The sequence below is a fragment of the Pseudomonas sp. CFBP 8772 genome, from assembly GCF_014841665.1.
GTDB lineage: Bacteria > Pseudomonadota > Gammaproteobacteria > Pseudomonadales > Pseudomonadaceae > Aquipseudomonas > Aquipseudomonas graminis_B.
The window spans coordinates 136,128-162,045 of the sequence record NZ_JACYUI010000003.1 but is presented as its reverse complement, the minus strand read 5'-3'; the positions used below and the strand labels follow the sequence as shown (position 1 = coordinate 162,045).

32 protein-coding genes are annotated in these 25,918 nt (G+C 60.1%); 8 read left to right on the top strand and 24 right to left on the bottom strand.

Features of this window, described 5'->3' with window-relative positions; all coding sequences use genetic code 11:
• Positions 1–12 precede the first annotated feature (12 nt).
• The 5 genes from pheS to thrS all read right to left on the bottom strand — a co-directional run bounded on the left by pheS (position 13) and on the right by thrS (position 4,247).
• Positions 13–1,029 carry a phenylalanine--tRNA ligase subunit alpha gene (gene pheS, locus IFT99_RS07670; protein ID WP_065991532.1) on the bottom strand — a complete coding sequence of 339 codons (1,017 nt, stop codon included), beginning with the start codon at positions 1,027–1,029 and terminating at the stop codon, positions 13–15.
• A gap of 104 nt (positions 1,030–1,133) precedes the next feature.
• Positions 1,134–1,490 (bottom strand): 50S ribosomal protein L20, encoded by a 357-nt coding sequence (rplT, locus tag IFT99_RS07665; RefSeq protein WP_007905879.1) that lies wholly within the window; start codon positions 1,488–1,490, stop codon positions 1,134–1,136.
• A 28-nt stretch (positions 1,491–1,518) separates the two neighbouring features.
• The gene (rpmI, locus tag IFT99_RS07660) at positions 1,519–1,713 is read right to left on the bottom strand and encodes a 50S ribosomal protein L35 (RefSeq protein WP_003442181.1); all 195 of its coding nucleotides are present in this window, start codon (positions 1,711–1,713) and stop codon (positions 1,519–1,521) included.
• A gap of 60 nt (positions 1,714–1,773) precedes the next feature.
• Positions 1,774–2,325 carry a translation initiation factor IF-3 gene (infC, locus tag IFT99_RS07655; RefSeq protein ID WP_172613086.1) on the bottom strand — a complete coding sequence of 184 codons (552 nt, stop codon included), beginning with the start codon at positions 2,323–2,325 and terminating at the stop codon, positions 1,774–1,776.
• The gene (gene thrS / locus IFT99_RS07650) at positions 2,325–4,247 is read right to left on the bottom strand and encodes a threonine--tRNA ligase (RefSeq protein ID WP_192131284.1); all 1,923 of its coding nucleotides are present in this window, start codon (positions 4,245–4,247) and stop codon (positions 2,325–2,327) included. The genes infC and thrS overlap by 1 nt, the downstream gene beginning before the upstream one ends.
• Before the next feature lie 398 nt (positions 4,248–4,645).
• On the opposite strand from thrS, the gene IFT99_RS07645 reads away from it, so the two are divergent.
• Together IFT99_RS07645 and IFT99_RS07640 are read left to right on the top strand one after the other, a co-directional pair.
• Positions 4,646–4,960 carry a hypothetical protein gene (locus IFT99_RS07645; protein ID WP_065991530.1) on the top strand — a complete coding sequence of 105 codons (315 nt, stop codon included), beginning with the start codon at positions 4,646–4,648 and terminating at the stop codon, positions 4,958–4,960.
• Between the two features lie 297 nt (positions 4,961–5,257).
• Positions 5,258–5,470, top strand: coding sequence for a cold-shock protein (locus tag IFT99_RS07640; protein ID WP_065991529.1), 213 nt, complete (start codon positions 5,258–5,260; stop codon positions 5,468–5,470).
• A 71-nt stretch (positions 5,471–5,541) separates the two neighbouring features.
• Here the strand turns inward: IFT99_RS07640 and IFT99_RS07635 are convergent, their stop codons facing one another.
• The 10 genes from IFT99_RS07635 to IFT99_RS07590 form a co-directional block, all read right to left on the bottom strand.
• The gene (locus IFT99_RS07635) at positions 5,542–5,880 is read right to left on the bottom strand and encodes an I78 family peptidase inhibitor (protein ID WP_065991528.1); all 339 of its coding nucleotides are present in this window, start codon (positions 5,878–5,880) and stop codon (positions 5,542–5,544) included.
• A gap of 206 nt (positions 5,881–6,086) precedes the next feature.
• Positions 6,087–6,392, bottom strand: a complete 306-nt coding sequence (locus IFT99_RS07630; protein WP_065991527.1) for a hypothetical protein — start codon at positions 6,390–6,392, stop codon at positions 6,087–6,089.
• A 62-nt stretch (positions 6,393–6,454) separates the two neighbouring features.
• Positions 6,455–7,483 (bottom strand): nucleoside hydrolase, encoded by a 1,029-nt coding sequence (locus IFT99_RS07625; RefSeq protein ID WP_192131282.1) that lies wholly within the window; start codon positions 7,481–7,483, stop codon positions 6,455–6,457.
• 42 nt (positions 7,484–7,525) lie between these two features.
• Entirely contained in the window at positions 7,526–7,930 is a 405-nt protein-coding gene (rbsD, locus tag IFT99_RS07620) for a D-ribose pyranase (protein WP_065991525.1), read from the bottom strand.
• Positions 7,927–8,859, bottom strand: coding sequence for a ribokinase (rbsK, locus tag IFT99_RS07615; RefSeq protein WP_192131280.1), 933 nt, complete (start codon positions 8,857–8,859; stop codon positions 7,927–7,929). Before rbsK ends, rbsD begins: the two co-directional genes overlap by 4 nt.
• Positions 8,860–8,918: 59 nt before the next feature.
• Positions 8,919–9,941, bottom strand: coding sequence for a LacI family DNA-binding transcriptional regulator (locus IFT99_RS07610; RefSeq protein ID WP_192131278.1), 1,023 nt, complete (start codon positions 9,939–9,941; stop codon positions 8,919–8,921).
• Between the two features lies 1 nt (position 9,942).
• Complete coding sequence (locus IFT99_RS07605; RefSeq protein WP_065991522.1) at positions 9,943–10,938, bottom strand: ABC transporter permease; 996 nt, start codon at positions 10,936–10,938, stop codon at positions 9,943–9,945.
• A complete protein-coding gene (locus IFT99_RS07600; protein WP_192131276.1) occupies positions 10,938–12,488 on the bottom strand; it encodes a sugar ABC transporter ATP-binding protein in 1,551 nt (516 codons plus the stop codon). Before IFT99_RS07600 ends, IFT99_RS07605 begins: the two co-directional genes overlap by 1 nt.
• 90 nt (positions 12,489–12,578) lie before the next feature.
• Positions 12,579–13,538, bottom strand: a complete 960-nt coding sequence (locus IFT99_RS07595) for a sugar ABC transporter substrate-binding protein (protein ID WP_192131274.1) — start codon at positions 13,536–13,538, stop codon at positions 12,579–12,581.
• Between the two features lie 233 nt (positions 13,539–13,771).
• On the bottom strand, positions 13,772–14,035 hold the full coding sequence (locus IFT99_RS07590) for a DUF1652 domain-containing protein (RefSeq protein WP_065991519.1): 264 nt from the start codon (positions 14,033–14,035) through the stop codon (positions 13,772–13,774).
• 372 nt (positions 14,036–14,407) lie between these two features.
• Here IFT99_RS07590 and IFT99_RS07585 point away from each other — a divergent pair, with 372 nt between their 5' ends.
• Positions 14,408–15,079 carry a lipopolysaccharide kinase InaA family protein gene (locus IFT99_RS07585; protein WP_192131273.1) on the top strand — a complete coding sequence of 224 codons (672 nt, stop codon included), beginning with the start codon at positions 14,408–14,410 and terminating at the stop codon, positions 15,077–15,079.
• Positions 15,080–15,145: 66 nt separating this feature from the next.
• Here the strand turns inward: IFT99_RS07585 and IFT99_RS07580 are convergent, their stop codons facing one another.
• Together IFT99_RS07580 and IFT99_RS07575 are read right to left on the bottom strand one after the other, a co-directional pair.
• Entirely contained in the window at positions 15,146–17,764 is a 2,619-nt protein-coding gene (locus IFT99_RS07580; protein WP_192131272.1) for a PAS domain-containing protein, read from the bottom strand.
• 137 nt (positions 17,765–17,901) lie between these two features.
• Entirely contained in the window at positions 17,902–18,126 is a 225-nt protein-coding gene (locus IFT99_RS07575; RefSeq protein WP_037010898.1) for a YgdI/YgdR family lipoprotein, read from the bottom strand.
• Between the two features lie 268 nt (positions 18,127–18,394).
• Between IFT99_RS07575 and IFT99_RS07570 the strand changes: the two genes are divergently transcribed.
• Both IFT99_RS07570 and IFT99_RS07565 read left to right on the top strand, forming a co-directional pair.
• Positions 18,395–18,595: a DUF1654 domain-containing protein gene (locus IFT99_RS07570; protein WP_065991514.1), complete on the top strand. Its 201-nt coding sequence runs from the start codon at positions 18,395–18,397 to the stop codon at positions 18,593–18,595.
• Positions 18,596–18,639: 44 nt separating this feature from the next.
• The gene (locus IFT99_RS07565) at positions 18,640–19,716 is read left to right on the top strand and encodes an endonuclease/exonuclease/phosphatase family protein (protein WP_192131270.1); all 1,077 of its coding nucleotides are present in this window, start codon (positions 18,640–18,642) and stop codon (positions 19,714–19,716) included.
• 86 nt (positions 19,717–19,802) lie between these two features.
• Here the strand turns inward: IFT99_RS07565 and IFT99_RS07560 are convergent, their stop codons facing one another.
• Complete coding sequence (locus IFT99_RS07560) at positions 19,803–20,132, bottom strand: hypothetical protein (RefSeq protein ID WP_065991512.1); 330 nt, start codon at positions 20,130–20,132, stop codon at positions 19,803–19,805.
• A gap of 482 nt (positions 20,133–20,614) precedes the next feature.
• Here IFT99_RS07560 and IFT99_RS07555 point away from each other — a divergent pair, with 482 nt between their 5' ends.
• Both IFT99_RS07555 and IFT99_RS07550 read left to right on the top strand, forming a co-directional pair.
• On the top strand, positions 20,615–20,839 hold the full coding sequence (locus tag IFT99_RS07555) for a DUF6555 family protein (RefSeq protein WP_192131268.1): 225 nt from the start codon (positions 20,615–20,617) through the stop codon (positions 20,837–20,839).
• Between the two features lie 83 nt (positions 20,840–20,922).
• Complete coding sequence (locus IFT99_RS07550) at positions 20,923–21,192, top strand: hypothetical protein (RefSeq protein WP_192131266.1); 270 nt, start codon at positions 20,923–20,925, stop codon at positions 21,190–21,192.
• A 183-nt stretch (positions 21,193–21,375) separates the two neighbouring features.
• Here IFT99_RS07550 and map read toward each other — a convergent pair whose 3' ends face one another.
• The 5 genes from map to IFT99_RS07525 all read right to left on the bottom strand — a co-directional run bounded on the left by map (position 21,376) and on the right by IFT99_RS07525 (position 24,737).
• The gene (gene map, locus IFT99_RS07545) at positions 21,376–22,206 is read right to left on the bottom strand and encodes a type I methionyl aminopeptidase (protein WP_192131264.1); all 831 of its coding nucleotides are present in this window, start codon (positions 22,204–22,206) and stop codon (positions 21,376–21,378) included.
• On the bottom strand, positions 22,203–22,457 hold the full coding sequence (locus tag IFT99_RS07540) for a ParD-like family protein (RefSeq protein ID WP_065991509.1): 255 nt from the start codon (positions 22,455–22,457) through the stop codon (positions 22,203–22,205). Before IFT99_RS07540 ends, map begins: the two co-directional genes overlap by 4 nt.
• A gap of 107 nt (positions 22,458–22,564) precedes the next feature.
• Positions 22,565–22,909, bottom strand: coding sequence for a helix-turn-helix domain-containing protein (locus IFT99_RS07535; protein ID WP_065991508.1), 345 nt, complete (start codon positions 22,907–22,909; stop codon positions 22,565–22,567).
• A 387-nt stretch (positions 22,910–23,296) separates the two neighbouring features.
• On the bottom strand, positions 23,297–23,545 hold the full coding sequence (locus IFT99_RS07530; RefSeq protein ID WP_192132010.1) for a hypothetical protein: 249 nt from the start codon (positions 23,543–23,545) through the stop codon (positions 23,297–23,299).
• 160 nt (positions 23,546–23,705) lie between these two features.
• A complete protein-coding gene (locus IFT99_RS07525) occupies positions 23,706–24,737 on the bottom strand; it encodes an Ldh family oxidoreductase (protein WP_192131262.1) in 1,032 nt (343 codons plus the stop codon).
• A 190-nt stretch (positions 24,738–24,927) separates the two neighbouring features.
• Between IFT99_RS07525 and IFT99_RS07520 the strand changes: the two genes are divergently transcribed.
• Positions 24,928–25,314: an NAD(P)/FAD-dependent oxidoreductase gene (locus tag IFT99_RS07520; RefSeq protein ID WP_274605114.1), complete on the top strand. Its 387-nt coding sequence runs from the start codon at positions 24,928–24,930 to the stop codon at positions 25,312–25,314.
• A 25-nt stretch (positions 25,315–25,339) separates the two neighbouring features.
• Here the strand turns inward: IFT99_RS07520 and IFT99_RS07515 are convergent, their stop codons facing one another.
• Positions 25,340–25,771: a GNAT family N-acetyltransferase gene (locus tag IFT99_RS07515; RefSeq protein WP_065991504.1), complete on the bottom strand. Its 432-nt coding sequence runs from the start codon at positions 25,769–25,771 to the stop codon at positions 25,340–25,342.
• Positions 25,772–25,918 lie beyond the last annotated feature (147 nt).

Below are 25,918 nucleotides of genomic sequence, written 5' to 3'. Positions count from 1 at the left end.
GTTACGGGCGACCTAGCGAAATTGCGCGAGGAACCGCAAGTCGTTGTCGAAGAACAGGCGCAAGTCGTTGACGCCATAACGCAGCATCGCCAGACGCTCTACGCCCATGCCAAAGGCGAAGCCCTGGAATTCTTCCGGATCGATGCCCGACATGCGCAGCACGTTCGGGTGGACCATGCCGCAGCCCATGACTTCAAGCCAGCCGGTCTGTTTGCAGACGCGGCAGCCTTTGCCGCTGCACATCACGCATTCCATGTCGACTTCAGCCGAAGGCTCGGTGAACGGGAAATACGAGGGACGGAAACGCACTGCCAGCTCTTTTTCAAAGAACACGCGCAGGAATTCCTCGATGGTGCCTTTCAGGTCGGCGAAGTTGATATCGCGGTCGACCAGCAGGCCTTCGACCTGATGGAACATCGGGGAATGGGTGATATCGGAGTCACTGCGATACACACGGCCGGGGCAGACGATGCGGATCGGAGGCTTCTGCGATTCCATGGTGCGGACCTGAACCGGCGAGGTATGGGTGCGCAGCAGCATGTTCGCATTGAAATAGAAGGTGTCGTGCATCGACCGGGCCGGGTGATGGCCTGGGATGTTGAGCGCTTCGAAGTTGTGATAATCGTCTTCGACCTCAGGGCCTTCGGCAATGCCGTAGCCAATGTGGGTGAAGAACTGCTCGATTCGTTCCAGAGTGCGGGTAACCGGATGCAGACCGCCAGTGGTCTGGCCACGGCCAGGCAGGGTCACGTCAATGGATTCGGCCGCGAGCTTGGCCGCAAGATCAGCCTCCTCGAACGACGCCTTGCGCGCATTGAGAACCTCTGTGACACGCTCTTTGGCTTCGTTGATCAGCGCGCCGACTTTTGGACGCTCATCAGCAGGCAGATTCCCCAGGGTCTTCATCACCTGAGTCAATTCGCCCTTCTTGCCAAGGTACAGAACCCGGATTTGCTCCAGGGCATTGATATCTTCAGCGCTTTGCACGGCCTCAAGTGCTTGAGAGACCAGCGCGTCCAGGTTTTCCATGTACAGACTCCAGATACAAAATAGGGGAAGAGCTTACAAGGCTCTTCCCCTATTTATGACGTTTAACACCGAACCCCGAACGGGGTCCGGTGATTGCCGGGGACTTAGGCCAAAGTGGCTTTAGCTTTCTCGACAATCGCAGCAAACGCCGCTTTTTCGTTCACTGCCAGATCAGCCAGAACCTTGCGGTCGATCTCGATCGACGCTTTTTTCAGGCCAGCGATGAAACGGCTGTAGGACAGACCGTTGATACGCGCACCAGCGTTGATACGAGCGATCCACAGAGCGCGGAACTGACGTTTTTTCTGACGACGGTCACGGTAGGCGTATTGGCCAGCCTTGATTACCGCTTGCTTGGCAACACGGAATACGCGTGAACGCGCGCCGTAGTAGCCTTTAGCAAGTTTCAGAATTTTTTTGTGACGCTTACGGGCAATGACGCCACGCTTTACACGAGCCATGAGTTAATTCCTCTGTTCTTGATCAAAATTAGCAAAGGCGCAGCATGCGCTTGACTTTTGCCACGTCGGACGGATGCAGCAAGCTGCTTCCACGCAATTGACGCTTACGCTTTGTCGACATTTTGGTCAGGATGTGGCTCTTGAAAGCGTGCTTGTGCTTGATGCCATTCGCGGTCTTCAAAAACCGTTTAGCTGCACCACTTTTAGTCTTCATCTTTGGCATGTTCGGATACTCCGCATTCAGTTGATAAACATAACCGCAAGGCCTGCCGTGCCCTGGTGGTTATTTCTTCTTTTTCGGGGCGATGACCATGATCAGCTGGCGTCCTTCCATCTTAGGATGCTGTTCGACCGAGCCGTATTCGAGCAGGTCAGCTTCAACCCGCTTCAACAGCTCCATCCCCAGCTCCTGGTGGGCCATCTCACGACCGCGAAATCTCAAGGAAATCTTGGCCCTGTCCCCGTCACTCAGGAAACGTACCAGGTTGCGTAGTTTTACCTGGTAATCCCCTTCCTCCGTCCCTGGACGAAACTTGATTTCTTTAACCTGGATCTGCTTCTGATTCTTCTTGGCGGCAGCAACCTGTTTCTTCTTCTCGAAGATCGATTTGCCGTAGTCCATCAGTTTGCAAACAGGGGGTACTGCATCGGCGGAAATTTCCACCAGATCCAGTTTGGCCTCTTCAGCCTTAAGAAGCGCGTCTTCAATTGACACAATCCCAAGCTGCTCACCCTCAGCCCCAATTAAACGAACCTCACGTGCCGAGATATTCTCGTTGATCGGGGCTTTCGGTGCAGCTCGTTTATCTTGTCTCATTTCACGCTTAATAATAATTACTCCGAATCTTGGCGACCACGCCGGGAAACCGCTTGTGCAAGGAACTCCGAGAACTGGGCGACCGGCATCGAGCCAAGGTCTGCGCCTTCACGTGTACGCACAGCGACAGTTTGTGTTTCAACCTCCCGATCCCCAATCACCAGGAGATACGGAATTTTGAGCAACGTATGCTCGCGGATTTTAAAGCCGATCTTTTCATTTCTCAAGTCGGACTTGGCACGGAATCCGCTTTGCGCCAATGTTTTTTCCACCTCAAGGGCAAAATCAGCCTGTTTATCAGTGATATTCATGATCACTGCTTGAGTTGGAGCAAGCCACGCCGGGAAAGCGCCTTCGTAATGCTCGATCAGGATTCCGATGAAGCGCTCGAAGGAGCCAAGGATTGCGCGGTGCAACATGACCGGGTGCTTGCGACCGTTGTCTTCCGACACGAATTCGGCGCCCAGACGGATCGGCAGGTTGAAATCGAGCTGCAGAGTACCGCATTGCCAGACGCGACCCAAGCAATCCTTGAGAGAAAATTCAATCTTCGGACCGTAGAACGCGCCCTCGCCCGGCTGCAGATCGTACGGCAGACCAGCGCTGTCAAGGGCTGCAGCCAGTGCGGACTCGGCGCGATCCCACAATTCATCGGAACCGACACGCTTCTCCGGACGGGTCGAGAGCTTCATTTCGATGTCTTTGAAACCGAAATCGGCGTAAACGGCCATGGTCAGCTTGATGAACGCGGCGGATTCAGCCTGCATCTGCTCTTCGGTGCAGAAGATGTGCGCGTCGTCCTGAGTGAACGCCCGCACGCGCATGATGCCGTGCAGCGCGCCCGAGGGCTCGTTGCGGTGGCAAGCGCCGAATTCGGCCAGACGCAGCGGCAACTCGCGGTAGCTTTTCAGGCCCTGATTGAATACCTGTACGTGGCACGGGCAGTTCATCGGCTTGATGGCGTAGTCGCGGTTTTCCGACTCGGTGGTGAACATGTTCTCGGCGTAGTTGGCCCAGTGGCCGGACTTCTCCCACAGCGAGCGGTCGACAACCTGAGGCGTCTTGATCTCGAGGTAGCCGTTCTCGCGCTGGGTCTTGCGCATGTACTGTTCGAGAACCTGGTAGAGCGTCCAGCCGTTCGGGTGCCAGAAGACCATGCCCGGCGCTTCTTCCTGGGTATGGAACAGACCCAGGCGCTTGCCGATCTTGCGATGATCGCGTTTTTCGGCTTCTTCGATGCGCTGAATGTAAGCAGCCAGCTGCTTCTTGTCGGCCCACGCCGTGCCATAAACGCGCTGCAACTGCTCGTTCTTGGCATCGCCGCGCCAGTAGGCGCCGGACAATTTGGTCAACTTGAATGACTTCAGAAAACGCGTGTTCGGCACGTGCGGACCGCGGCACATGTCGACGTATTCTTCGTGGTAATACAGGCCCATCGCCTGCTCGTTGGGCATGTCTTCGACCAGACGCAGCTTGTAGTCTTCGCCGCGGGACGTGAACACCTCGATCACTTCCGCGCGCGGCGTGACCTTCTTGATGACGTCGTAATCCTTTTCGATGAGCTGCTGCATGCGCTGCTCGATCGCCGCCATGTCGTCCGGGGTGAAAGGACGCTCGTAGGCAATGTCGTAATAGAAGCCATCATCGATGACCGGGCCGATGACCATCCTGGCAGTCGGATAGAGCTGCTTGACGGCATGGCCCACCAAATGCGCGCAGGAGTGACGAATGATCTCCAGGCCTTCCTGATCTTTGGGGGTGATGATTTGCAGGCTCGCATCGGTATCGATGATGTCGCTGGCATCAACCAGTTGACCATTGACCTTGCCGGCCACGGTGGCTTTGGCCAGGCCTGCGCCAATGGAGGCTGCGACCTCGGCAACGGATACCGGGTGATCGAAAGAACGTTGACTGCCGTCGGGAAGAGTAATAGTTGGCATGGCGCCTCCTCTCCTAGTGGTGACCCCTACCAAAGGTCACGTGGGTGGGATAGAGCCAGTACGCGATTCGGTGGTATGCCTGCCTCACAGTGGCAGGAGCCCGAAGGCCAACCTGAAGACCGAACCAGAGTGACTGGAACTTACGAAATCGACAGACTTGCAGCAGGGCAACGGGGCCCCTCGAGACGCGAGCTAATCTGCAGGCGCGCATGCTATCACAGGGTGACGGCAGGGTCAGCTAAACGGTAGAGGGCGGCTTATGCCTGACGGCAACCGCATCGGGCGTTGCCAGGTCCACGGAACTGGTGCGCATTGAAAGCCTCAGATTATCGGTAGTACACGTTCAAGGCCTGAAACCTCAACGGCCCAACGACAAAACCGACATAAAGGAATCCACCATGAAGCTTCTACGCGTTGCCGCCCTCCTCGCCCCGCTGGCCCTGACCCTGCCCCTCAGCGCTCATGCCGCGATGGACGCGAAGACCAAGACCAGCTACATGAATGAATGCACCACCGCAGCCACCCAGAGCAATCCGTCGATGGACGCCAGTGCAGTCAAAGCGCACTGCGAGTGCGGCGCTCAGCAGATCAACCAGAACTTCTCGGACAAAGAGATCGCGTCGCTGAATGACAAAACGACGCCTCCCAGTACCGATATGACCTCTCGCCTGCAGGCTGCAGTGAGTAAAAACTGCCTGAGCGGCAAAAAATAAAAAATTTACATTTCCTTGATGCCCCCGACCGGGGCGTAAAGGAACGCCCGTGGGGCGATGCCCTGAAGGCCGCGAATTCAGCGGGTTTCAGGGCCAATGGAAGGGTTGACGGCCACACGTGCCAATGGGGCTGAAAAGGCTCGAAGTGCCCATTTGGGGCGTTATATCGAAGATGTTGACGCAAAGTTCTAATTGAAAAAGTCCAGCATTCACACAATTCGACTATGATAGCGCTCGTGTGCCCAGTTGGCCTGAGCAACACAGCACTACTGAAAATTATGTTCCTGGAGATACACCATGTCTAATCGCCAATCCGGCACCGTAAAATGGTTCAACGATGAAAAAGGCTTCGGCTTCATCACCCCACAGGGTGGCGGCGACGACCTTTTTGTACATTTCAAAGCCATTGAATCCGACGGTTTCAAAAGCTTGAAAGAAGGCCAGACTGTTTCCTTCGTGGCTGAGAAAGGCCAAAAGGGCATGCAAGCTGCTCAGGTTCGCGCGGAGTAATCCCAGCGATCTGAAAAAACCCCGTCACTGACGGGGTTTTTTTATGCCTGCGATTTCATCTTGCGGTGACGTTACCCGCAATTGACGCGGTTGACCTTCCCGGAATCATCGGTGTTCAGGTTCAGACGGTCCGAGCGGTATTCCAGTGTCACGATGTCGTTGGGCCCGAGCACTCTGGCTGTCTGCGCGCCAGCCTTGGCCTTCGCCTGATCCAGCAATGCCGCTGAAGCTGGCTTGCCGACGGCGAACTGCACCGCTGCCGCATCACAACGGGCATAGCCACCAGCGGAACTGACCGGGGAACTGGCAGCGCTGTCCTCAGGCTGGCTCGAAGACTCCGACGTGCTGCTGCAACCGGCCAGCAGCGCTGCAGCGAGCACCAGACCTGATGATGCGTATTTCCAGGGCATACAACCTCCTAACATTTATTCAAAGCTGAACCTCTGCGACAGCGGTCGAGCGGCTTCGTTTCGCCGCGTCCGGGCCAGGCCATACAAGCGCGCCCCGTCGCAGGCAGCGCAGGAGTCTGCCCCAGGCATCGTCTGCCGGGCGCAATCAATCGTGACAAAACGTTAAAGCCGTGCCCGCAGGACGCGCTGCACAGGACGCGCGCGACTCAATAGACGTCGACGTAGTCCGTGGTGGGGTTGGCCCAGTTATCGCGAAGGGCGTTGTAGATCTGCGTCACCCAGACCGCATCGCTGGCCGCTACCGGGCCGACGCACCCTGACCCGGCAGCCCAGGTTTCCAGGCGAAACAGCAGTCCGCCGATGTCCACGCCGCCCACCGCGTCGCTGGAGATCCAGGCATGGCCGTCGCGACTGACGCGCAACTGATTGTGCACGCCATCCCGCGCCGCCGCGATCATTTGCCGGACCGCGTCGTGGGTAAAGGAAACGGGGTTATTGAGATCGATAGACACGGTGTGCACTCTGGTTGCTCTGCGCCACGCAGCGGGATGCCACGCGGCGCAGCACGGCTGATTTACTTCAAAAGACCGAGGCGCTGGGTCAGCAGGTCAAAAAAGCCCTGGGCATCGCCATTTTCCACCCAGAACACATTTTTGTTCTGCGCGAGGGTGTCGTACCAGTCGGCAATGGTCTGGCCGTGGGTGACGCCTTCACGGTTGTCGATCACCAGATTGACTTGCCGGCCGCTGAACAGCTCCGGCTTGATCAGCCAGGCGATCACGCTCGCATCGTGTACCGGCCCGCCGGGCAGGCCGTAATGCACCATGTCAGCCTTGACGTACTCGTTGAGAATGTCGCTGACCAGCTTGCCGGCCTTATTGTTCAGGCCATCGATCTGCTTGAGCCGCGCTTCGCTGGTAAGGATCTTGTGGGTGACGTCCAGCGGTACGTAGGTCAGCTTCACACCGCTGGCCAGCACCACCTTCGCCGCATCGGGGTCGGCGTAGATATTGAACTCGGCCACCGGGGTAATATTGCCGCCGTTGAAATGGGCGCCGCCCATGACCACGACTTCCTTGATGCCCTGTGTAATCTCCGGCGCCTGAATCAGCGCGAGCGCCAAGTTGGTCTGTGGCCCGAGCATGGCGATGGTGATGCTGCGGGGCGCAGCTTTCTTCAGGGTGTCGACGAGGTATTGCACGGCATTGCCTTCAGCCAGCAGCTGCTTCGGCTCATGCACTTCTACGCCCGGCAGGCCTTCCTTGCCGTGGATGTTCTCGGCGTAGATCGGCGTGCGGACCAGCGGCCGGCCTGCACCGGCGTACACCGGCACCTCTTCGCGACCGGCCCATTCCCGTGCCAGCCGGGCATTGCGCGAGGTCTTGTCGATGCGCACGTTGCCCGCCACGGTGGTGATCGCCATGACATTGAGTTCTTGCGGCGACGCCAGCGCGAGCAGCAAGGCGACAACGTCGTCAGCGCCCGGGTCAGTGTCGATGATCACGTCGCGCTTTTCGGCGGCATGCACCGACGTGGCAGATAAAATGGCCAACAGCGCGGCACTCCTGATCAGTCCGGTGAAAAAATGATGATGCGTCTTCATGGGAACTCCTTGTTCCTGACTGCTCAATCGGAAAGATGAGCGTTAAAAAACCACACCCGCTACCAGCGCGATGTTGGTATACGGCTGGCATTCGCCGGTGCGGATGATAGCCCGCGCGCCACGGCTGAGGTGTTTCAGCGCGTCATGACTCATCAAGCGTCGCTCGCCCAGCTCGCCCGAGGCGTGCAACGCAGTGACGGTGGCCAAGGCGGGCGGCTGTTTCGACAGCATCTCTTCGGCAAGGACATGACTCTCGACCTGCATTTCAGTCAGCACCACGTTGAGCACGCTGACGAAGTCAGGCACACCGTGGGTCAGCGCCAGATCAATGAGTTCGACGCCCGCGGGCACGGGCATCCCCGCATCGACGATCATCAGAATGTCGCCGTGCCCGAGGGACGCGATGGCGCGGGACAAGGCGATGTTAAGCAGTGGCGTTTTTTTCATGATGAATGCCCTTGTGCTGCAGAGGCCTGAACCTCGGCAAAAGTAGGAATGGAAGGCTGCGCGCCGGACCGGGTCACGGACAGCGCCGCCGCGACCTGACCGAAGCGAATGGCTTCAGATTCAGACTTGCCATCGGCCAGCGCCGCTGCAAAACCGCCGACAAAGGTATCGCCTGCCGCCGTGGTGTCAACGGGCTGGACCTTGGGCGCCGGGAAGTGCTCGGAGCGCAATTTGCCGGCAAACAAGGCGCCCTGCTCGCCCAGCGTGACGATGACTTTGCTGACGCCCGCCGCGAGCAACGCCGAGGCGGCGGCGTCTGCGCTGGCGGTGCTGTCCACGGGCAGACCGGTCAATGCGCTGGCTTCGCTTTCATTGGGGATCAGGTAGTCGATCCAGGCGAACCATTCGGCCGGCAGCGGACCCGTGGCCGGTGCGGGGTTGAGGATGACGGTCTTGCCCAGTTCGTGGCCGCGCTTGAGGACGTGGCCGACGGTGTCCAGCGGCACTTCAAGCTGGCAGATGATGACTTCGGCCTGGGACAGCAAGGCATCGAAGCTGTCCACCACGGAGGCGGTGACGTGGCCATTGCCACCGGCAACGATGACGATGGCATTCTGGCTGCTGTCATCGACGACGATCAACGCGACGCCGGTGGACTCTCCGGCGATGCGGGTCACTGCCTGACAGTCGATGCCTTCGGCCAGCAGCGCGGAGCGAAGTTGTTCGCCGTAAGCGTCATCGCCGACGCAGCCGACCATGGCGACACTGGCGCCCAGTCGCGCCGCCGCAACGGCCTGATTGGCACCCTTGCCGCCCGGCACGGTGACGAACGACTGCCCCGCCAGGGTTTCTCCGGCGCGCGGCAAACGCGGCGCGCGCGTCACCAGGTCCATGTTCAGGCTGCCCACTATCACTACTTTTGCTTGCATGACGTTTACTCTTCAGAACGCTTTCAGAACACTGTTTTGGACCGGGCAACGCGCCCGGCTCAACGAAGCTGGGTGAATGCCCGAGGTGGAGGCGCGGTGGATTCGCGCAGCACAATGCTCGGTGCAACGATCAGGTGTTCGACAGGGGTTTCGCCCCGCGCCGAGATCCGCCGCAGCAGCACTTCGGCCGCGCGCTCGCCCAGTTGCAGAATGGATTGGCCGACGGTGGTCAGGGCCGGGTAAACGTATTGGCTCATCTGGATGTCGTCGAAGCCAATGACCGACAGATCCACCGGGACCCGTACGTTACGTTCGGCAGCGGCGCGCAACACACCGATGCCGACCATGTCGTTGGCCGCAAAAATCGCCGTCGGCGGATCCTGCTCCAGCAGTTTGACCGCTGCGCAATAGCCACTGTGGCCAGTGAAATCGCTTTCCACCACCCAGCTTTCCGGGACGTCGACCGCGGCTTCCTGCATTGCACGGTAATACCCCGCCAGCCGCATCTTCGCCACGCTGGTCTGGACCGGGCCGCAAATACAGGCGATGTGCCGGTGGCCGAGGGACAGCAAATGGGACGTCGCCAGATAAGCGCCGAGCTCGTGATCGATGCGCACCAGATCAGCCGTGACGCCGTCCAGGTCGCGGTCGACGATGACCAGCGGTGTGCGCACCGCCGCCAAACCCTCAAGGACGCTGTCACCGCCGCCCACCGACGACACGATCAGGCCGTCGACACGTTTCTCCAGGAGCACGCGCAGGTAGCTGCGCTGCTTGTCGGGGTTGTCATCGGAATTGCAGAGGATCACGCAGAAGCCGTTACGCTCGCAGTAATCCTCGATGCCCCGAGCCAGCTCGGCGAAATACGGGTTGATGCCGTTGGGAATCAACAGACCGATGGTCGCCGTGGCCTTGGCCTTCAGCGACCGCGCAACGGCGCTGGGCACGTAGTCGAGCTGCACGATGGCGGCCTCGACCTTCTTGCGCACGGCTTCGCTGACCGGTCGGGTGCGGTTAAGGACATGGGACACCGTGGTGTAGGAAATCCCGGCAATCGCCGCTACGTCCTTGATGGTTGCCATGTCAGCCGCGCCGCCGCGCGCGATTGCTGCGGTAGGTGTCGAGGACCACGGCGACGACGATGACCGCGCCGGTGATGATGCGTTTGGTTGGCTCGGTCGCGCCGATCTGCGCCAGCCCTGCCGCCAGTACCGAAATGATCAGCACGCCGAAGAAGGTGCTGATCACCGAGCCGCGCCCACCCATCAGGCTGGTACCGCCGATGACCACCGCCGCAATCACTTGCAGCTCAAGGCCTGAGCCGGCGTTGGGGTCGGCGGCTTCCAGGCGTGAAATCTGGAACAGCGCGGCGACGCCCGCCAGCAGCCCCATCAGCGAGAACACCAGGATCTTGTACGGCTTGGGGTTGATGCCCGCCAGACGCACAGCTTCTTCGTTGGTGCCGATGCCGATCAGGTAGCGGCCGAACACGGTGCGCGTCAGCACCGCCTGGGCCGCGAAGATGACGATCAGGGCGATGACGAACGACGGCGAAATGCCGAAGGCGAACGGGTTGGAGAGCCATGCAAATGAATCACCGATGTACGCAGTGCGTGAATCGGTCAGCTGATACGCGACGCCCCGTGCCATTTCCAGCACGCCGAGGGAAACGATGAAGGAGGGTATGCGCCACGCCACGGTGATCGAGCCGGTCAGCGTACCGGCCGCCGTTGCACAGGCGATGCCCAGCAACGCCGATGGAAACACGCCCCAGCCCCAGCCGAGCATGGCGACACTGACCGCCGACGCCGCCAGCGCCAGCACCGAACCCACCGACAGGTCGATGCCGCCGATGATCAGGATGAACGTCATGCCGACTGCCAGCACCATCAGGTCGGGAATCTGGTTGGCCAGGGTGCTAAAGGTTTCGTACGACAGAAAATGATCGCTGAGCAACGAGAACAACACGATCATCGCCAGCAAGGCGCCTGCCAGCCCCAGGTAAGTGCCCAGGCCGAAGTAGTTGCCGCTGCGCTTGCCCGGAGACGGCAGCGCGGCAGGAGTAGTAGAAGTTTTCATCAGTCGATCCTGGGCGCGGCTTCAGACAGCAGCGCATTACGTTTTTGATAGCCCGCGAAGGCAGCGGCAAGCAGTTCGTCCTGGGTCCAGGTGTCGCGCTCGAAGGTGTCGATCAGGCGCCCGGCGGACAGCACGCCGATGCGGTCGCAGATCAGCATCAGCTCGCGCAGATCGCTGGAAACCACCACCAGCGCCCTGCCCTGACGGGTCAGTTCACCCAGCAGCGCGTAGATGTCGAATTTGGCGCCGACGTCGATGCCGCGGGTGGGCTCGTCGAATAACATCACCTGGCAGTTACGCTCCAGCCAGCGGCCGATCACCACCTTCTGCTGATTGCCCCCCGACAACTCCGACACCAGTTGCGTGGGGCTGGAACTGCGGATGCGCATGGCTCCCACCTGGCGCTGAGCCAGAGCGATCTCCGAATTACCGTTGACCACGCCGGCACTGGAAATGGCGTCCATGTTGCCCAGCGCGATGTTGGCGCTGATCGATTGCGACAGCAGCAGGCCCTCGCCTTTGCGGTCTTCGGTGATCAAGGCAATGCCATGACCCACGGCGTCCACTGGCGATTTGATCTGCACACTGCGCAACGGACTGCCGACCTCGATGCTGCCGCTGTCTGCCACGTCGGCGCCATAAATCAGCCGCAGCAACTCGGTACGCCCGGCGCCGATCAGACCGGAGATCCCAAAGATCTCCCCAGCCCGGACATCAAAGGACACGTCGCGGACCTTGTCGGAGCGATTCAAGCCTTTGACCGACAGCGCCACCGCGCCGATTTTTCGCTCGCCCAGGTCAATGTGCTCGCCCAATTCGCGGCCGACCATCAGCGTGACCAACTGCTCGCTGTTGTAATTGGCCATGGAATCGACGCACACCAGCTTGCCGTCACGCAGCACAGCGATACGCTGGGCAACGCGGGCCAGTTCTTCCAGGCGGTGGGAGATGTAAATGATGGAAACGCCACGGTCCTGCAGGCGGGTGATCTGCTCGAAGAGCATTTCCACCTCGCGCGCCGTCAGCATTGCTGTCGGCTCGTCGAGGATCAGCACGTGGCAGTCGCCGATCAGGTTGCGGGCGATTTCGACCATCTGCTGATGGCCGATCCCCAGTTCGCTGACCAGTGTGTCCGGGTCGATGGCCTCGAGGCCGACCTGGGCCATGGCCTTGATCGCGTCCTCGCGCAGCTTGCGGCGATTGATGAATCCTGCGCGGCTGGGCAGATTGTCGAGAAACAGGTTTTCCGCCACCGACAGCGTCGGCAACAGATTGAGTTCTTGCATGACCATGCGCACGCCAAGCTTTTCGGCCTGGGTGCGACTGGCAGGCTGGTAGGGCTGCCCCTGAAATTGCATCTGGCCGGTGGTCGGGGTGACCAGACCGCCGATGATTTTCGACAGGGTGCTTTTGCCGGCGCCGTTTTCGCCGGTCAAGGCCAGCACTTCCCCGCGCATCAGCGTCAGGTCGATGTCGCCGAGTACGGGTTGGGCGTAGGTTTTGCCAATACCACTGACAGATAGAACAGCGGCCTGAGCAGACGCTGACATAACGATCTCCACGCGCCTGCCCTCACGGGCAGGCGGTACATATTTGGAAAACTGCTGAGGTGAACAGTGCCGGGTGAAAACCAGAGCGGCTTATTGCGGCTTGGTGACCAGCTCGACCGGGGTTTCGATCACGCCGTTGGTGATCTCGAGCTTCTCGCCCTTGACCATCTTCAGGGCGGTATCGATACCGAACACGGCCTGACGCGCAGCGAACTGGTCAGCGGTGGCCAGAATGCGGCCGTCCTTCAGCATCGGCTTGATGGCGTTGATGTTGTCGTAGCCGACGACTTGAACCTTGCCCGCCTTGCCTGCCGCACGAACGGCGGAGACAGCGCCCAGCGCCATGCTGTCGTTACCGGCCAGCAGCGCTTTCAGATTCGGGTATTCGTTGAGCATGGCGGACGCGACGGCGTTGCCCTTGTCGATTTCCCAGTTACCGGACTGAGTGGAGACGATCTTCATCTGCGCAGCGTCCATCGCGTCCTTGAAGCCCGCGGTGCGTTGCTGCGCATTGGTGGTGGTCGGCACGCCTTCGATGATGCCGACTTCATCACCCGCTGCCAGCTGCTTGGCCAGGTAGTCACCCACCAGCTTGGCGCCCTTGCGGTTGTTCGGGCCTACGAAAGGCACTTCCATGCTCTTGCTTTTCAGCACATCAGCGTCGAGCTGGTTGTCGATGTTGACGACTTTGATGCCCGCATCCATGGCCTTTTTCAGGACCGACGCCAAAGCCTTGGAATCGGCCGGGGCGATGACCAGCGCGTCGACTTTCTTGACGATCATCTGGTTGACGATGTCGATCTGCGCCGCCGTGTCGGACTCGTTCTTGATCCCGTTGGAAATCAGGTCGAAGTCAGCGGAATGCTCTTTCTGATAGACCTTGGCGCCGTCTTCCATGGTCAGAAAGAATTCGTTGGCGAGGGACTTCATCACCAGCGCGACGGTGGGCTTTTTCGCGTCGTCGGCAAAGGCGGATGAGAGAGGCAGGGTTGCAGCGGAAGCGGTGAGCATGGCAACAGCAAGAAGACGTGCAGCGAAAGGCAGCTTCATGGAATCACTCCGACATTATGATTGTTGTTATCGGCAGCGTTTACGCGTCAAGGGAAGGATCGACGGAATCGCAAACGTTTGCGTGAGCGAAACTATGGGAATCGTTTAGGGTTTTGTCAACTCTGCAAAGCAAGGGAATCTGGGGATGGACCAGCATGGCCCCGCGCCTCCGATCATCGTTGCAGTGCTGATGGCCTGCACCCGAATCGGAGGATAGAAAGGAAATTGAATAGCTACGCGCGTTCCTGATAGACGGTTGCGCGGCGGCCGGCCGAATGCAGTTTCAGGTCATCCTTCAACCTGGCAATCAGGTTGGCAATGGCACGGCTGGAGTTGAGCGAACTGACCGGGATACCCGCCGCGAGCAAATCTGCGTGGCCCCTTTCCCGATCAAAGATTTGCACCATTATTTGATCCTGGGCATCGATGGTGCATTTACATTTTGCAGGCAGAAAGCCTGATTCGACGATATGGCAGAGTTCAAGTGTGGACATCATGGCAAATTTCCTTATTTGGTTATGCACGGTGGATATCGCACAGGGGCAGCAATTCCAAGAGTTTCTCAAGAATGGGACGAACGGGCATGACCCAAATCAAAAGGTCTTCGTCCATGGAGGGTTCGACGAGGTTGACGCTGTGACCCCAATCAGACCGGTGCTGCACATACGGCCTGCTGGATGGCGTAAATGGCGCGGGTTTGAGGAGGTGAGCCATGCGACAAGCCAGTAAGCTGGGCGCCTTTAAAATGGCCATTCGCCAATCTCCTTGAGCGGCAGTGAACTAATCACGCCCGCGGCGGCCAGAGGGGCTCGCGCTGCAAGATGGCAGTCGCTGCACAAGAAAGATTTCTACCGTATTTGGAGCACATGATGGGTCGGGCAAACAACGAGTTTGAGTTCTGGTGGGGCACTTCGGGGCCTTGGGTCGAGCCGCCGAATGTGCGCCGCAACGGCACCAGCGGTGTGCAACGCGTGGTGCACGATGGCAAGACGCTTTACGTCAAACGCCAGACCGGCCACCTGTTTCGCAGCCTGCGCTACCCCACCGGCCGCCCCACTGCACTGCGTGAAGGCATCGCGCTGACCAAGCTCGAGGAACTGGGCGTTAACGCGCCACGACCTGTGTTCTACGGCGCACGCAAAGTTGCCGGTGTATGGCAGGGCGTCCTGGTGACCAAGGACCTGGGCGGCTTCATCGACCTCGACACCTGGTATGCCCAGGGCGGCGCGAGCACCTTGAGCGTCGAGCAACATCAGCGTCTCTTCAAGCGTCTGGCTGAAACGCTGGCGAAGATGCACCTGGGCAAGTGGCAGCACGGCTGCATGCGCTCCAAACACATCTTCATCAAGGCGACCGTCACCGACACGCGCTTTGACTTCGAGCTGGCGCTGCTGGATCTGGAAAAATCCCACGGCCGGATCACTGCCCTGGGCGCCGCGCGTCACGACATCCCCCAGCTCAGAAGGCATTCGTTCTGGGACGAGTCCCAGTGGCAGTACTTCCTGTCGTGCTACGAGCAAGCCATCGGCCGAGCCATTTAAGCGCGGCAGCAATGGCAGGCAGGCCCGTTCACGCGCAGCAGCATCGGGCGTGAGGAGCCTGGCCCGTCAAGGGACGTAACCCGCCTGCTCGCTGATCCATGCCGGGGCTGTGCGCTCGTTGATCACCTGCGCCACTTTCGACGCGATGTCAGCGCGGGTGAACGGCTTGGCCAGCACGTCGAAACCGGCAATCTGCGTTGCCGATTCGCGGGTGTAACCCGTGACCACGAGCACCGGCAGCGCAGGCAAGACCTCGCGCAGGCTCACGGCGAGCTGTGTGCCGCTTTTTTCGGCCATCAGTTGATCAGTGATGAGAACGTCCGGCCGCAAGCCGGCGCTGACCATGTGCTCGGCGGCGGACGGCGACGCCGCTTCGGTCACCTGATAGCCCAGGTCACGCAGTTGCAGCGCAACGGTGTAGCGGACCAGTTCCTCATCGTCCACCACCAGCACGTGAAAAGGGTGGTCCGCGCCAGGCGCTGAGTCGCCCTCGCCTTCTGCCGGTGTCAGCACCTGCGCACTGGAAACCGGCAGCCAGATGTCAACCCGCGTGCCGAGACCCGGCGCGGACTGAACATCAAAACCACCGCCGGATTGCAGGGCCAGCCCCTGCACCATCGACAACCCGAGGCCGGTGCCCTTGCCGACGCCCTTGGTTGAGTAGAAAGGCTCAACGCAGCGTTGCAGGACTTCCTCGCTCATGCCGCTGCCGTTATCCGAGACCGTCAGCCTGACGTAGCAACCCTGTGCGGGCGCCGGACCCAGCCCCGGACTGTCGGCCACCACTTCAGGTCGCGCACTGATTTTCAGGTAGCCGCGTTCGGCAATCGCGTCACGGGCGTTGACCGCGAGGTTGAGCACCCCCAGTTCAAGCTGATGGGGGTCAATGAGAATGTTGGGCAGATCTGCAGGAATCTCGACAATCACTTCGATGGTCGGGCCGAGCGAGCGCTGGATAAGGTCACGCATGTCGTTGACCAGACTGTCCAAGGCCACGACTTGGGGTTTGAGCGTCTGCCGGCGGGCAAAGGTCAGCAGACGGCCCACCAGAATCCGCGCGCGATCCGCCGCTTGCAGCGCCGCGTCAATCAGCCGATGGGAGCGATCATTGCTGACCGGCTGGCGCCTCAGCAACTCCAGCGACGTCATGATAGGCGTCAGCAGGTTATTGAAGTCGTGGGCGATGCCGCCGCCCAACTGGCCGACCATCTCGATCTTGCGCGACTCGTGCAGCAGCGCAATGGCCGCTTCGCGCTCGGACACCATGGTAGCGACGCGCTGTTCAAGGCTTTCGTTGAGTTCGATCAGTTGATGTTCCGCGCCGACACGCGCCGAGATGTCCACGCACACGAACAGCAGCCCGCTGACCTGCTGCTGGGCATCGAGCAGCGGCGTGACGTGGGTCTGCACCCAGACCACAGAGCCGTTCGCCCGCACATGGTGCTGGGTCAGTTCGAAGGGCGCTTCGGCGGTCAGAAAGTTCTCGTAGAACATCGGCTGCGCGCCGGCTGCCAGATCCTTCTGCAATTCAAGGATCGAACGGCCGGCGATCGCCCGGCGCTGCAGACCCATGATGTCGCAGTAGCGATCATTGACCTGCTGGAACACGCCTCGGTGATCACACAAGGCAATGCCGGCACCCGCCTGCTCGAACATCCCGGCCAGTTGCGCGGAACTGGCGTGCAGCGCCGCTTCAGCCCGCGTGTGGTTGATCCACTGCCAGCCCAGCTTGGCTGTTTCCTCGATGAGGTGGATGTCGTGGGGACTACAGACCCGCTGCCCTTCGAACTCAACGGTAAACACGCCGGCCAATGTGTCATGGCGCATCAACGGGACGTGCACGGCCAGACTCGTTGTGACGGTCGATTGAGAGGCAGGGGCGTCAGGGTTGGCGCGAACGGCGTCGCCCTTCACCAGCGCTTGCACGGTAATGCCTTGGTGCAACGCAGAACAGGTGTCATGACTCACGGAGATCAGCCCTGATCGGGCCGCCACCTCACCCTCACGGTACTCACGGAGAATGACGAAATCGCCCCTCTCCTCGTCCGTTTCCGCAATATGGACGCGGGCGGCGCCCAGCTCTTGACCGATACGCCGGATCACGTCTGCCTTGATCTGCTCGGGGTCGCGAATGGAGGGCAGCGCCTGGCCCAGTTCAAGCAGCAGCGCCTGACGACGCTCGAAATGCACACGCTCGGTGGTTTCGGTGACAACGCAGAGCACACCGCCGACGGATCCGTCGTTCTGGTGCACCGCAGAGTAGGAGACGTCGAAGTAGACGGTCTCGCCGTAGCCATGCCGTTCGATGTAGAACGCACGGTCCTTGGCAGCAAACGTTTGCCCGGTTTCCCGCACACCGCGCAACAGTGGCTCAAGGTCGTCCCACAGTTCGCGCCAGTTCTCGATCGCAGGCCGACCAAGGGCGCGGGGATGCTTCGAACCGATGCTCGGTGCATAGGCATCGTTGTAGAGCGCGACAAATTCGGGCCCCCAGAAAAGCACGATCTGCGCCTGCACGGGAAGGATCGTGCCCATCAGGGTTTTTAGACCGTCGGGCCAGTCGGCGGGCACGCCAAGGGGCGAGCCATCCATCAAGGGGGACTGAAGCAGATCACCGACCGCACCGCCGTTGGCTAGAAAGCGCAGGGGGGCTGCGCTGAACCCGGTGTTGGGTGGGCTATCCATAATTAGGGCCTGACAGGAAATATCGTGAGCAGATTGCATCGCTTAGAGCGACGGCGATGCAATGGCGTTCCATTCAGATCGGGATGAGTTTGCACACACATGGCCCGGTAGCCGTAGCAGCCGGGCCCTGACGCGACTCAATCCTCTTCTTTGACGGTAGCCACCTCGTCAGCGCGCACGCGGATGGTTTTACCGGAGATGTCTTCGAACTCATAAAAACCGTCTTTGCTCTTGGTTTTCGGCGCGTCCTTGGTCACGTACTGCGTACCGTTCTGCAGAGTAACGACAGTCGACGTTGAGCAGCCGGCCAACGCTGCACAGCAGGCGAACGCGACGGGCATCAGCAATGATTGGATTTTCATAAAGTCTCCTGAGGGGTGTGGCTCGGGCGTGGTGCGCGCAAGCGATCAATCGTCATCTAGCAGATCAGATCAACGTGATCGAGTTTGGTTCGCCATCTGCACAATCAGCCGAAAAATCAGCAACTTGGGCGAAAGCAGGTTTTTGTCCGATCCGCTGTTGCGAAACGTCTGACACTCAAATACTGTATGCGCATACAGCAAGCAGGAGGGTCACTTCGTGTCTGACACCGACGTATCAACGGCAGCATCGCCAGGGCACTACGAGCGCATGGCCGTGCGGGTCCAGAAGATCATCAACTCGCAGAGTGCGCAGAAGGCCCGAGCGGCGCTGATTTTCAGGCTCCCGGACGAACTCGAAGACGACTGGAAACAGTTGCTGGAAGAGATCGACGAGAACGACAACGTGACCCTGGCCTGGCGAGACGACGGCGGCGTGCAGATTTTCTGGACGGTGCCCAAGGAAGATTGACCTGCAACCCGAACCCACCTCGATGAACGACCCAGTTGGATAACATGCTCAGATTTTGTGCTGCTCTGCTTTTGGCTTTTACCTTCCTGCAAACCGCTTACGCTGACGTCAACATTGGCACCTGGAACCTGGAGCACTTGAGCGTGCGCCCGAACAAGGACTTCGAGGGCATCGCCAAGGTCGCCCGGAAGGTCGACTTTCTCGCCGTTCAGGAATTGATGAGTGAAGACGCGCTGGACGCGCTGGCCAAGGAGCTGACCCGGCAGACCGGCAAGCACTGGAGTTCGATGGCCTCCCATGCCGTGGGCCGCTCGTCCTACAAGGAAATGTACGGATTCGTGTGGCGAGACGATGCCGTTGCGTACGAAGACGGTGCCGTAAGCTACCTGGACCGCAGCGACACCTTCGAGCGCGAGCCCTACTCCGCACAATTCCGCTCGCTCAAGGACGGCAAGACCTTTGTCGTGGCCACCGTGCACATCCTCTACGGCAAGAACCAGGCGTACCGCGCTTCGGAAATCGTCGCGCTGTCCAACTACTGGACCTGGTTGCAGGAAACCTACCCCGGCAACAACCAGATCATGCTGATGGGCGACTTCAACACCCCACCCAACTCGCCTGCGTGGGACAAACTCGACACCAGCGCCAGGCCGCTGGTACTGGAAGGCGCCAGCACGCTGTCGACCAAGGATGGCAAATTCGCCAACCTCTACGACAACATCTTCATCAGCAAGCAGTCGGCGATCCGGGTGAACAAGGTCGAAGTGTTCGATTACCCGAAATTCCTCGGCCTGACCCACGCCAAGGGCCGTGACAGCGTCTCCGACCACGCGCCGATTTTCCTCAGCGCCAACCTGAGCGGCGGCAACGGCGCAGCCAGCGCGTCTGCCGTCACCGCGCAAGCCCGCCCCCCTGCGGGCAATCCGATGAAACCCGCTGCGAGTGCCGGTGGCAGCCCGGCCAACCTGACGCTGGCGATTCGCGGCAACAGGAAGACCATGGTTTACCACCGCCCGGACTGCCCTTCGTACAACGCGATCGCCGAGAAGAACCGGGTGGAGTTCAACAGCCCGGCGGCGGCAGAAGCGCAGCATTATCACTTGGCAGGCAATTGCCATTGATCCGCAACGGCGCACGCTGATCCCCACTCAACTCGCCTGCCACACAGTGGCAGGCGATACTGGCCAGAACGGGCTGACTTCCCGACTCATTTACGCGCCAGGTCGTGCTGAATGCAGCCCTCGTAGTAGGTCTGCTTCACAGCGGCGGGCTTCAGCTTCGAGGGGCTTTTGTAAGTCTGCTCCGTGATGCCCAACGCCATCTTGCTCATCCACGGTTTGGCGAACTTGCGGCTCTGCAGCTTTTTGCGCGCGCTGTAGAGGGTTGTCCCAGAGAGTTTGGACTGCTGCGCCGCCCCCGCGACCCCCGCTCCCCATTTGCAGACCTGCAGGTCGTTCTTGCTGAGGTCCTTGGCGTGCGCGGTGACGGACACCGCTGCCAGAAAAGCCGCCACCACGGCCAAGCCCACACTGCGCATACACATTTCATCCCGGAATTAATTGATAAAAAAGGATTTTTCCAGAAATGGCAGCCGGCGCGGGCCATCAATATGCCTCTTTCGCACAAAACATTTCCGGCGCTGCCAGCGGTCACTGTATCGGGCTGATCCGATCCCCGGCAGCCCCCTCGAAAACGCCCTATTCATCCGTTCAATTCGTCTGGATATAGGGGCAATATCCATATCGATATGGCACATGGCCGCCCATCGGAGAGGGATGTTAAACGCTCAGGAAGGTGTGCAATTCTGCGTCGGCTGGTCGCCTCGCAACCCGGTTGCGGACGGCCCGTCTCGGGTAGAGATGCATTACGGTCCGAGGCCCATTGAGAGTTGATCAGCCTGTATCGATCTCGAAATGAAATGACAGCAATGCCGATGCAGTCGACGCGCAGGCTGTCCAGTACATCAAGGAAGCCCTTATTCACCCGGCGTCACTGCACGCCCCCCTACAGGCCAGGACAATGAGTGACTACAAGGATTTTGTAATTCATTACCGCTTTCAAGGTGAGCCGCGGCACTTCAATCATCACGGCAACCCTCTCTGCGAAAGTGAGGCGCTGCATTTTGCGACCTTGCACGCCGGGGTGGGCGCAGTCGAGGGGCACATTTGCGCAGGCCCGGTGAAACTGGCGCTGCTTTGCGCGGAAGGCTTGGGCGTCACGCAGGTGCGATGGAAACGCACCTGATCGAGGAAAACTGCAAACAAACCCTGATTCACGCGGTCGGAATTTACTAGCAGCGCTCATCACACCAGCAAAGCGAGGTAAACATGACCATCGACAACGCGTTGAAACAGGAAGTCCTGACCCGATTGCTGCACGCCCACCCGGCAGGCCTGGGCAAAGAAGTACTGGACAACTACAGGGGGGAGAACGCAGTCGCGGACACTCTGGAGCATTTGCAGACGGCGGGCTTGATCCACGACGGCTGCGTCCATCGCGTCAGTGAGGGGGATCGGTCTCTGAAGTACCCCATCAAACTCAGTTCTTCGGGTGTCGAGGCGGCCAAGCAACTGGAGGTGGGCCAGTCCCGGCACTAAGCGCGTGCGCGTGCAATAAAAAAACCGGCCAAGGCCGGTTTTTTCAGGTAATCCATAAAGTGGTGTTCTCCCCTGGTGCTGCCTGCACTGAACATCGTAAGCCTGTCAGGACGCAGCACCACAGGGGAACGAGAAGGAGCCTACAAGCTGAGTCTCGTTTTCGTCACGCCCCGTATTGTGACTTCATGCGTCCAGCCCTCTCCCCAGCCTCTGGCTCAACGCCTGCGCTAAGACCGCCGGGTAGTCACCGGTGCCATCTGGCCAAGGGGTTAGCAGCTCGAACCCCGTCTCGGTCACCGCCACCATGTGTTCCCACTGCGCCGACAACGACTGGTCGCGGGTGAGCACGGTCCAGCCATCCTCCAGCACGTAGGTGCCCGGCTTGCCGGCATTGATCATGGGCTCAATGGTGAAGACCATGCCGGTCTTGAGTTTCAGCCCCTTGCCCGCCGCGCCGTAGTGCAACACTTGAGGTTCTTCGTGGTACTTGCGACCGATGCCATGTCCGCAGTATTCGCGCACCACGCTGAAGCCTTCGCGGTAGGCCACAGTCTGGATGGCGTTGCCAATGTCGCCCAGGGTCGCGCCGGGCTTCACCGCGTGTATCCCCGCCAGCGTGGCTTCGTAGGTGGTTTCGACCAGACGGCGGGCGAGCGGACTGACCTCGCCGACGTAGTACATACGGCTGGTATCGCCGTACCAGCCATCTTTGATGACGGCGACGTCGATGTTGACGATGTCGCCGTCTTTGAGCACATCTTCCGCCGAAGGAATACCGTGGCAGACGACCGTGTTGGGCGAGATGCAGGTGGTTTTGGTGAACCCGTGATAGCCGACGTTGGCGGGGATCACTTTCAGCTCGTTGACGATGTACGCGTTACAGATGTCATCCAGCGCTTCAGTGCTGATGCCCGGCTTGACGTGCTGTGCGATCATCGCCAGTACGTCTGCCGCCAGACGCCCCGCCACACGCAGCCCGACCAGGTCGGCTTCGGTCTTGATGCTGATGCTCACTGGGACACCGCCCTGGCCGGTGCCAGATCCGGTACAAGGTCGCTGGCCTGAAGGCTCAACACGGCGCCGCCGGACGTTTCAGCGCGAATCAGCAACTGGCAGATCTCGCTGTAATTCAGACCGGGGTGCAGCTCGGCGAGCATGCCCACCCGCATCCAGTGCTCGGCCTGAGCATTGATCGAGCGACTCAAGGCCGCGCTGGCGCAACGAATGTTGGCGTGCATCTGTTCGGAAATTTTGACCAGTCCCATAGCGACCTCTCGAAGAATATACGGAGCATATACGTTCCATATATTTCATCGCAACCGGCCTTGGTCATCTGCTACGCAGAACGCGACCCTATGCAGAGCACGACCTTTTACGCAGAGCCGGAAAACTCGGTCGCGCACTCGGAGAGCGACGTGGCCAGCTGCGAAATCGCCTCGCGGTCGTCTTCGCTGAGCGCCCGGTAATGAGTAATGACCGCCCGCTCCGCTTCGTTCAGTGTGTCGGTGGCAATGGGGGTACGCTCGCCCGACAGCACGTACATGACGTCGATGCCTTTTTTGCCCAGGGCCGCGAGGTAATCCGAGCGTGGGATGCGTTCACCGCTCTCGTATTTACCTTGTGCGTTGGCCTCTACGCCTCCGATGGAGCCGAAGTCCTGTTGCGACAGCCCGAGCCGTTTGCGTTCTTCTTTCAGACGTGAGCCGAGATCTTTCATAAACGAGGGTCCTGAAGTTGACTATGTTCAAAGAGCAAGACCCCATTGGTCCGAGGGAGTTGCGCCCTTGGGCTCATTTGGTCAATCTTCCGAATTGACGGCTCAAGGAATCCCCTTCGTGGCCGATAGGTTCTGATGTACCGCTATTCTTTTCGAATGGCCGCCCGATTTCTGTAGTTCGGAGAACCAGACAATGATTTCTTTCTTACTGGGTTGGTTGGCGCTGTCCGCCGTAGGCACATTGATTGCCCTGGCGGTGATTCGCACCGGTAAAATGCGCCAGCCTGACGCAGATGAAACGGTGTCCGGTCAAATACCCGTCCCGGTCCTGGTGCGATTCAAACCCTGAATCAGCCCCTGTCGTCTTGCCGGGAGCAACCCCTTACATCACTCCCCTGCGAGCTGAGCCTGTTCAGCCGCGCAGCCGCTGGCGTTGCCCGTGGCATATCCCGATGCGAAGCCACTGCTGGCTGGCACAAACGCAAGGTCGGCCTGATTGGCGCTGAACTGGCGAAGTCCGGATGCCAGGGCTAGAAAATCCTCACGCTGCATCTCGTTGCCCCATACGCTGCTGAACGACGATTCGTTTTTCGGGGCGGTGAAGTCCTGACGGGTATTGGCTTGATTGGTTTGCATGGCTGCTCTCTTCTTCTCGATACTGTTTAAACATACAGTATTTTCAACGCCCCTCGAACGCAAGTCCTGTCGCGACGAATGGTCACTCGGATAACCCCCGGCAGTGTGGACGTCCGAGCGACTTGCCACCCTCTCAGGCACTGGATCCGTAACCAGGCGCTTAAACCCGGGCGAGCGCTTCCAGCCGATCAAGATCTTCTGCGGACAACACAATCCCGTCTTTCAACGAACGCTCCCGCTGGCGATAGCGGCGATCACCCGGCATCCGCTGCTGGCCAACGCCGTGCATCTGCCGGACCAGCTCTTCGCTGCGCTCGGCAAATGCCTGACCGCTGCCCTTGTCCGGATCGATAACGATGATCACCTGACCGGTCCAGGGGGTTTGCGCCCCGGGAGACTTCGACATATCAAACTCGAAGGAGAAATGGCCGCCGGTGAGCGCGGCGGACAACAGCTCCACCATCATCGACAGCGCCGATCCCTTGTAACCGCCGAAGGGAAGCAACGCGCCGCCGTCGAGAATGGCTTTCGGGTCTTCGGTCGGCTGACCATTGCGATCGACGCCCATCCCGGGCGGGAGCATGCGTCCCTCTCTGGCGGCAATCTGCACGTCACCATGGGCGATGGCACTGGTCGCCATATCAAAAACGATGGGCTGACCGTCGGCGCGGGGCGCGGCGAAGGCAATAGGATTGGTGCCAAACAAAGGCTTTTGCCCATCGTGGGGCACCACACAGGTCATGCTGTTGACCACGCTCAACGCCACCAGCCCCTCCTGGGCGAACGGCTCGACGTCCGGCCACAGCGCGGCAAAGTGATGAGAGTTGCGAATGGCCAGAATGGCAATCCCTGCGCTTCGTGCCTTGTCCATGACCAAGGCCTTGGCCGCCTGCATCGCCGGCTGGGCAAAACCGCCCATGGCATCGACGCGCACAAACGCTGCGCCGACGTCCTCGACCTTCGGTTCCGCCCGGCCGTCGACCCAACCCGCAGCCAGCGACGACAGATATCCCTTGATGCGGAAGACGCCATGGCTGTGGGAGCCATCGCGCTCGGCGGCCGCGCAGTTGGCGGCCAGCACTTGCGCCACCTCGGGCGAGGTGCCATGGCGCACGAAAATCTGGCGCAGCAGCTCGGTCAGATCGGCAAAGGAAATCGTCCGGGTGGTCTGGCTGTCGTGGGTTGAAGGCATCTGAAGCTCCGTTGTGATTATTGGACGTGGAAGCGAAACAGAGAAGGCAGGCGCCTGGAGACGCTCGTTCTGCAGAGTACTGCGCGGCCTCAAGCGGGTAAACTGCGTGCCTCGCGCAATGGCCGCCCTGACCTCAACCGAACGAGGACCGCTCGATGGATTCGCTGACCGCTGATAGCCAGATCGTGAATTGCCACACCGTCGTCCTCGGCGCCGGCATTGTGTGCTTGCGCCCATGGCGCGCGGGATTCGCCTCACCACCGGCGTCGAGTTCGCCGCACCAGACGCGCCCATCAACGAGATCCCGCTGCGCCGCCGCGAAGCCATCGCCCGAAGGCTCTATACGTTAGGCGAGCGGCTGGACGATGAACCCTGGCTGGGTCGCCGACCGTGTTTGCCGGACATGCGCCCGGTCATCGGGCCGGCGGCGTCGCACACAGGGCTGTGGTTCAACTTCGGGCACGCCCACCATGGTCTGACCCTCGGCCCGGTCACAGGCCGACTGCTGGCGGAAATGATGACCGGCGCCACGCCGTTTACCGATCCGGCGCCTTACAGCCCCAAGCGGTTCGCGTAAACCGCCGCGCGCTGCACAGCGCTGATTACTCCGCCTGCAAGCGCTTCTGGAAGAACAGCCGCTGGTGCCCGGGCGGATAATCATCCAGCTGGCCAAACTGCTCATAGCCGTGCTTGCGATAGAACTCGGGTGCCTGGAAATCGAAGGTGTCGAGCCACACGCCGACGCAGCCCCGTTCGCGGGCGAGGTCCTCGGCCATCGCCATCAACTGGCTGCCCATGCGCTGGCCCCTCGCCTGTTCAGGCACCACGAGCAGTTCAATGAACAGCCAGCTGTAGAGGATTCGGCCATGCAGACCACCGAGCACGGCATCGGTCTGTTCGTCGCGGACAAACAGGGCAAATTTCTCGGATTTGCCGTCGCCCGCCATGGCAGCGTTATAGGCCCTCAGTGGCTCGAGGATCTGCAGGCGTTCTTCTTCGGAGGGATTGGACTTGAATTCGATCCGGACACTCATGCATCGCTTCCTGCTGACGTAAATGGGGAAGTGCAAGGTTGTCGGATATGCGAGGGGGAGTAAAGCTGCGAGGGATTAAAGCGAAGAAGTGGCAACAGATTCAGTGAGGATGGATGTGGAAGCCCGAGGGCTCCCACACGCGCTCAG

Excerpts from the sequence above, each read along its gene's own strand:
- pheS (WP_065991532.1), bottom strand. The coding sequence starts at position 1,029 with ATGGAAAACCTGGACGCGCTGGTCTCTCAAGCACTTGAGGCCGTGCAA.
- rplT (WP_007905879.1), bottom strand. The coding sequence starts at position 1,490 with ATGGCTCGTGTAAAGCGTGGCGTCATTGCCCGTAAGCGTCACAAAAAA.
- rpmI (WP_003442181.1), bottom strand. The coding sequence starts at position 1,713 with ATGCCAAAGATGAAGACTAAAAGTGGTGCAGCTAAACGGTTTTTGAAG.
- thrS (WP_192131284.1), bottom strand. The coding sequence starts at position 4,247 with ATGCCAACTATTACTCTTCCCGACGGCAGTCAACGTTCTTTCGATCAC.
- IFT99_RS07645 (WP_065991530.1), top strand. The coding sequence starts at position 4,646 with ATGAAGCTTCTACGCGTTGCCGCCCTCCTCGCCCCGCTGGCCCTGACC.
- IFT99_RS07640 (WP_065991529.1), top strand. The coding sequence starts at position 5,258 with ATGTCTAATCGCCAATCCGGCACCGTAAAATGGTTCAACGATGAAAAA.
- IFT99_RS07635 (WP_065991528.1), bottom strand. The coding sequence starts at position 5,880 with ATGCCCTGGAAATACGCATCATCAGGTCTGGTGCTCGCTGCAGCGCTG.
- IFT99_RS07625 (WP_192131282.1), bottom strand. The coding sequence starts at position 7,483 with ATGAAGACGCATCATCATTTTTTCACCGGACTGATCAGGAGTGCCGCG.
- rbsD (WP_065991525.1), bottom strand. The coding sequence starts at position 7,930 with ATGAAAAAAACGCCACTGCTTAACATCGCCTTGTCCCGCGCCATCGCG.
- rbsK (WP_192131280.1), bottom strand. The coding sequence starts at position 8,859 with ATGCAAGCAAAAGTAGTGATAGTGGGCAGCCTGAACATGGACCTGGTG.
- IFT99_RS07610 (WP_192131278.1), bottom strand. The coding sequence starts at position 9,941 with ATGGCAACCATCAAGGACGTAGCGGCGATTGCCGGGATTTCCTACACC.
- IFT99_RS07605 (WP_065991522.1), bottom strand. The coding sequence starts at position 10,938 with ATGAAAACTTCTACTACTCCTGCCGCGCTGCCGTCTCCGGGCAAGCGC.
- IFT99_RS07600 (WP_192131276.1), bottom strand. The coding sequence starts at position 12,488 with ATGTCAGCGTCTGCTCAGGCCGCTGTTCTATCTGTCAGTGGTATTGGC.
- IFT99_RS07595 (WP_192131274.1), bottom strand. The coding sequence starts at position 13,538 with ATGAAGCTGCCTTTCGCTGCACGTCTTCTTGCTGTTGCCATGCTCACC.
- IFT99_RS07590 (WP_065991519.1), bottom strand. The coding sequence starts at position 14,035 with ATGATGTCCACACTTGAACTCTGCCATATCGTCGAATCAGGCTTTCTG.
- IFT99_RS07585 (WP_192131273.1), top strand. The coding sequence starts at position 14,408 with ATGGGTCGGGCAAACAACGAGTTTGAGTTCTGGTGGGGCACTTCGGGG.
- IFT99_RS07580 (WP_192131272.1), bottom strand. The coding sequence starts at position 17,764 with ATGGATAGCCCACCCAACACCGGGTTCAGCGCAGCCCCCCTGCGCTTT.
- IFT99_RS07575 (WP_037010898.1), bottom strand. The coding sequence starts at position 18,126 with ATGAAAATCCAATCATTGCTGATGCCCGTCGCGTTCGCCTGCTGTGCA.
- IFT99_RS07570 (WP_065991514.1), top strand. The coding sequence starts at position 18,395 with ATGGCCGTGCGGGTCCAGAAGATCATCAACTCGCAGAGTGCGCAGAAG.
- IFT99_RS07565 (WP_192131270.1), top strand. The coding sequence starts at position 18,640 with ATGCTCAGATTTTGTGCTGCTCTGCTTTTGGCTTTTACCTTCCTGCAA.
- IFT99_RS07560 (WP_065991512.1), bottom strand. The coding sequence starts at position 20,132 with ATGCGCAGTGTGGGCTTGGCCGTGGTGGCGGCTTTTCTGGCAGCGGTG.
- IFT99_RS07555 (WP_192131268.1), top strand. The coding sequence starts at position 20,615 with ATGAGTGACTACAAGGATTTTGTAATTCATTACCGCTTTCAAGGTGAG.
- IFT99_RS07550 (WP_192131266.1), top strand. The coding sequence starts at position 20,923 with ATGACCATCGACAACGCGTTGAAACAGGAAGTCCTGACCCGATTGCTG.
- IFT99_RS07540 (WP_065991509.1), bottom strand. The coding sequence starts at position 22,457 with ATGGGACTGGTCAAAATTTCCGAACAGATGCACGCCAACATTCGTTGC.
- IFT99_RS07535 (WP_065991508.1), bottom strand. The coding sequence starts at position 22,909 with ATGAAAGATCTCGGCTCACGTCTGAAAGAAGAACGCAAACGGCTCGGG.
- IFT99_RS07530 (WP_192132010.1), bottom strand. The coding sequence starts at position 23,545 with ATGCAAACCAATCAAGCCAATACCCGTCAGGACTTCACCGCCCCGAAA.
- IFT99_RS07525 (WP_192131262.1), bottom strand. The coding sequence starts at position 24,737 with ATGCCTTCAACCCACGACAGCCAGACCACCCGGACGATTTCCTTTGCC.
- IFT99_RS07515 (WP_065991504.1), bottom strand. The coding sequence starts at position 25,771 with ATGAGTGTCCGGATCGAATTCAAGTCCAATCCCTCCGAAGAAGAACGC.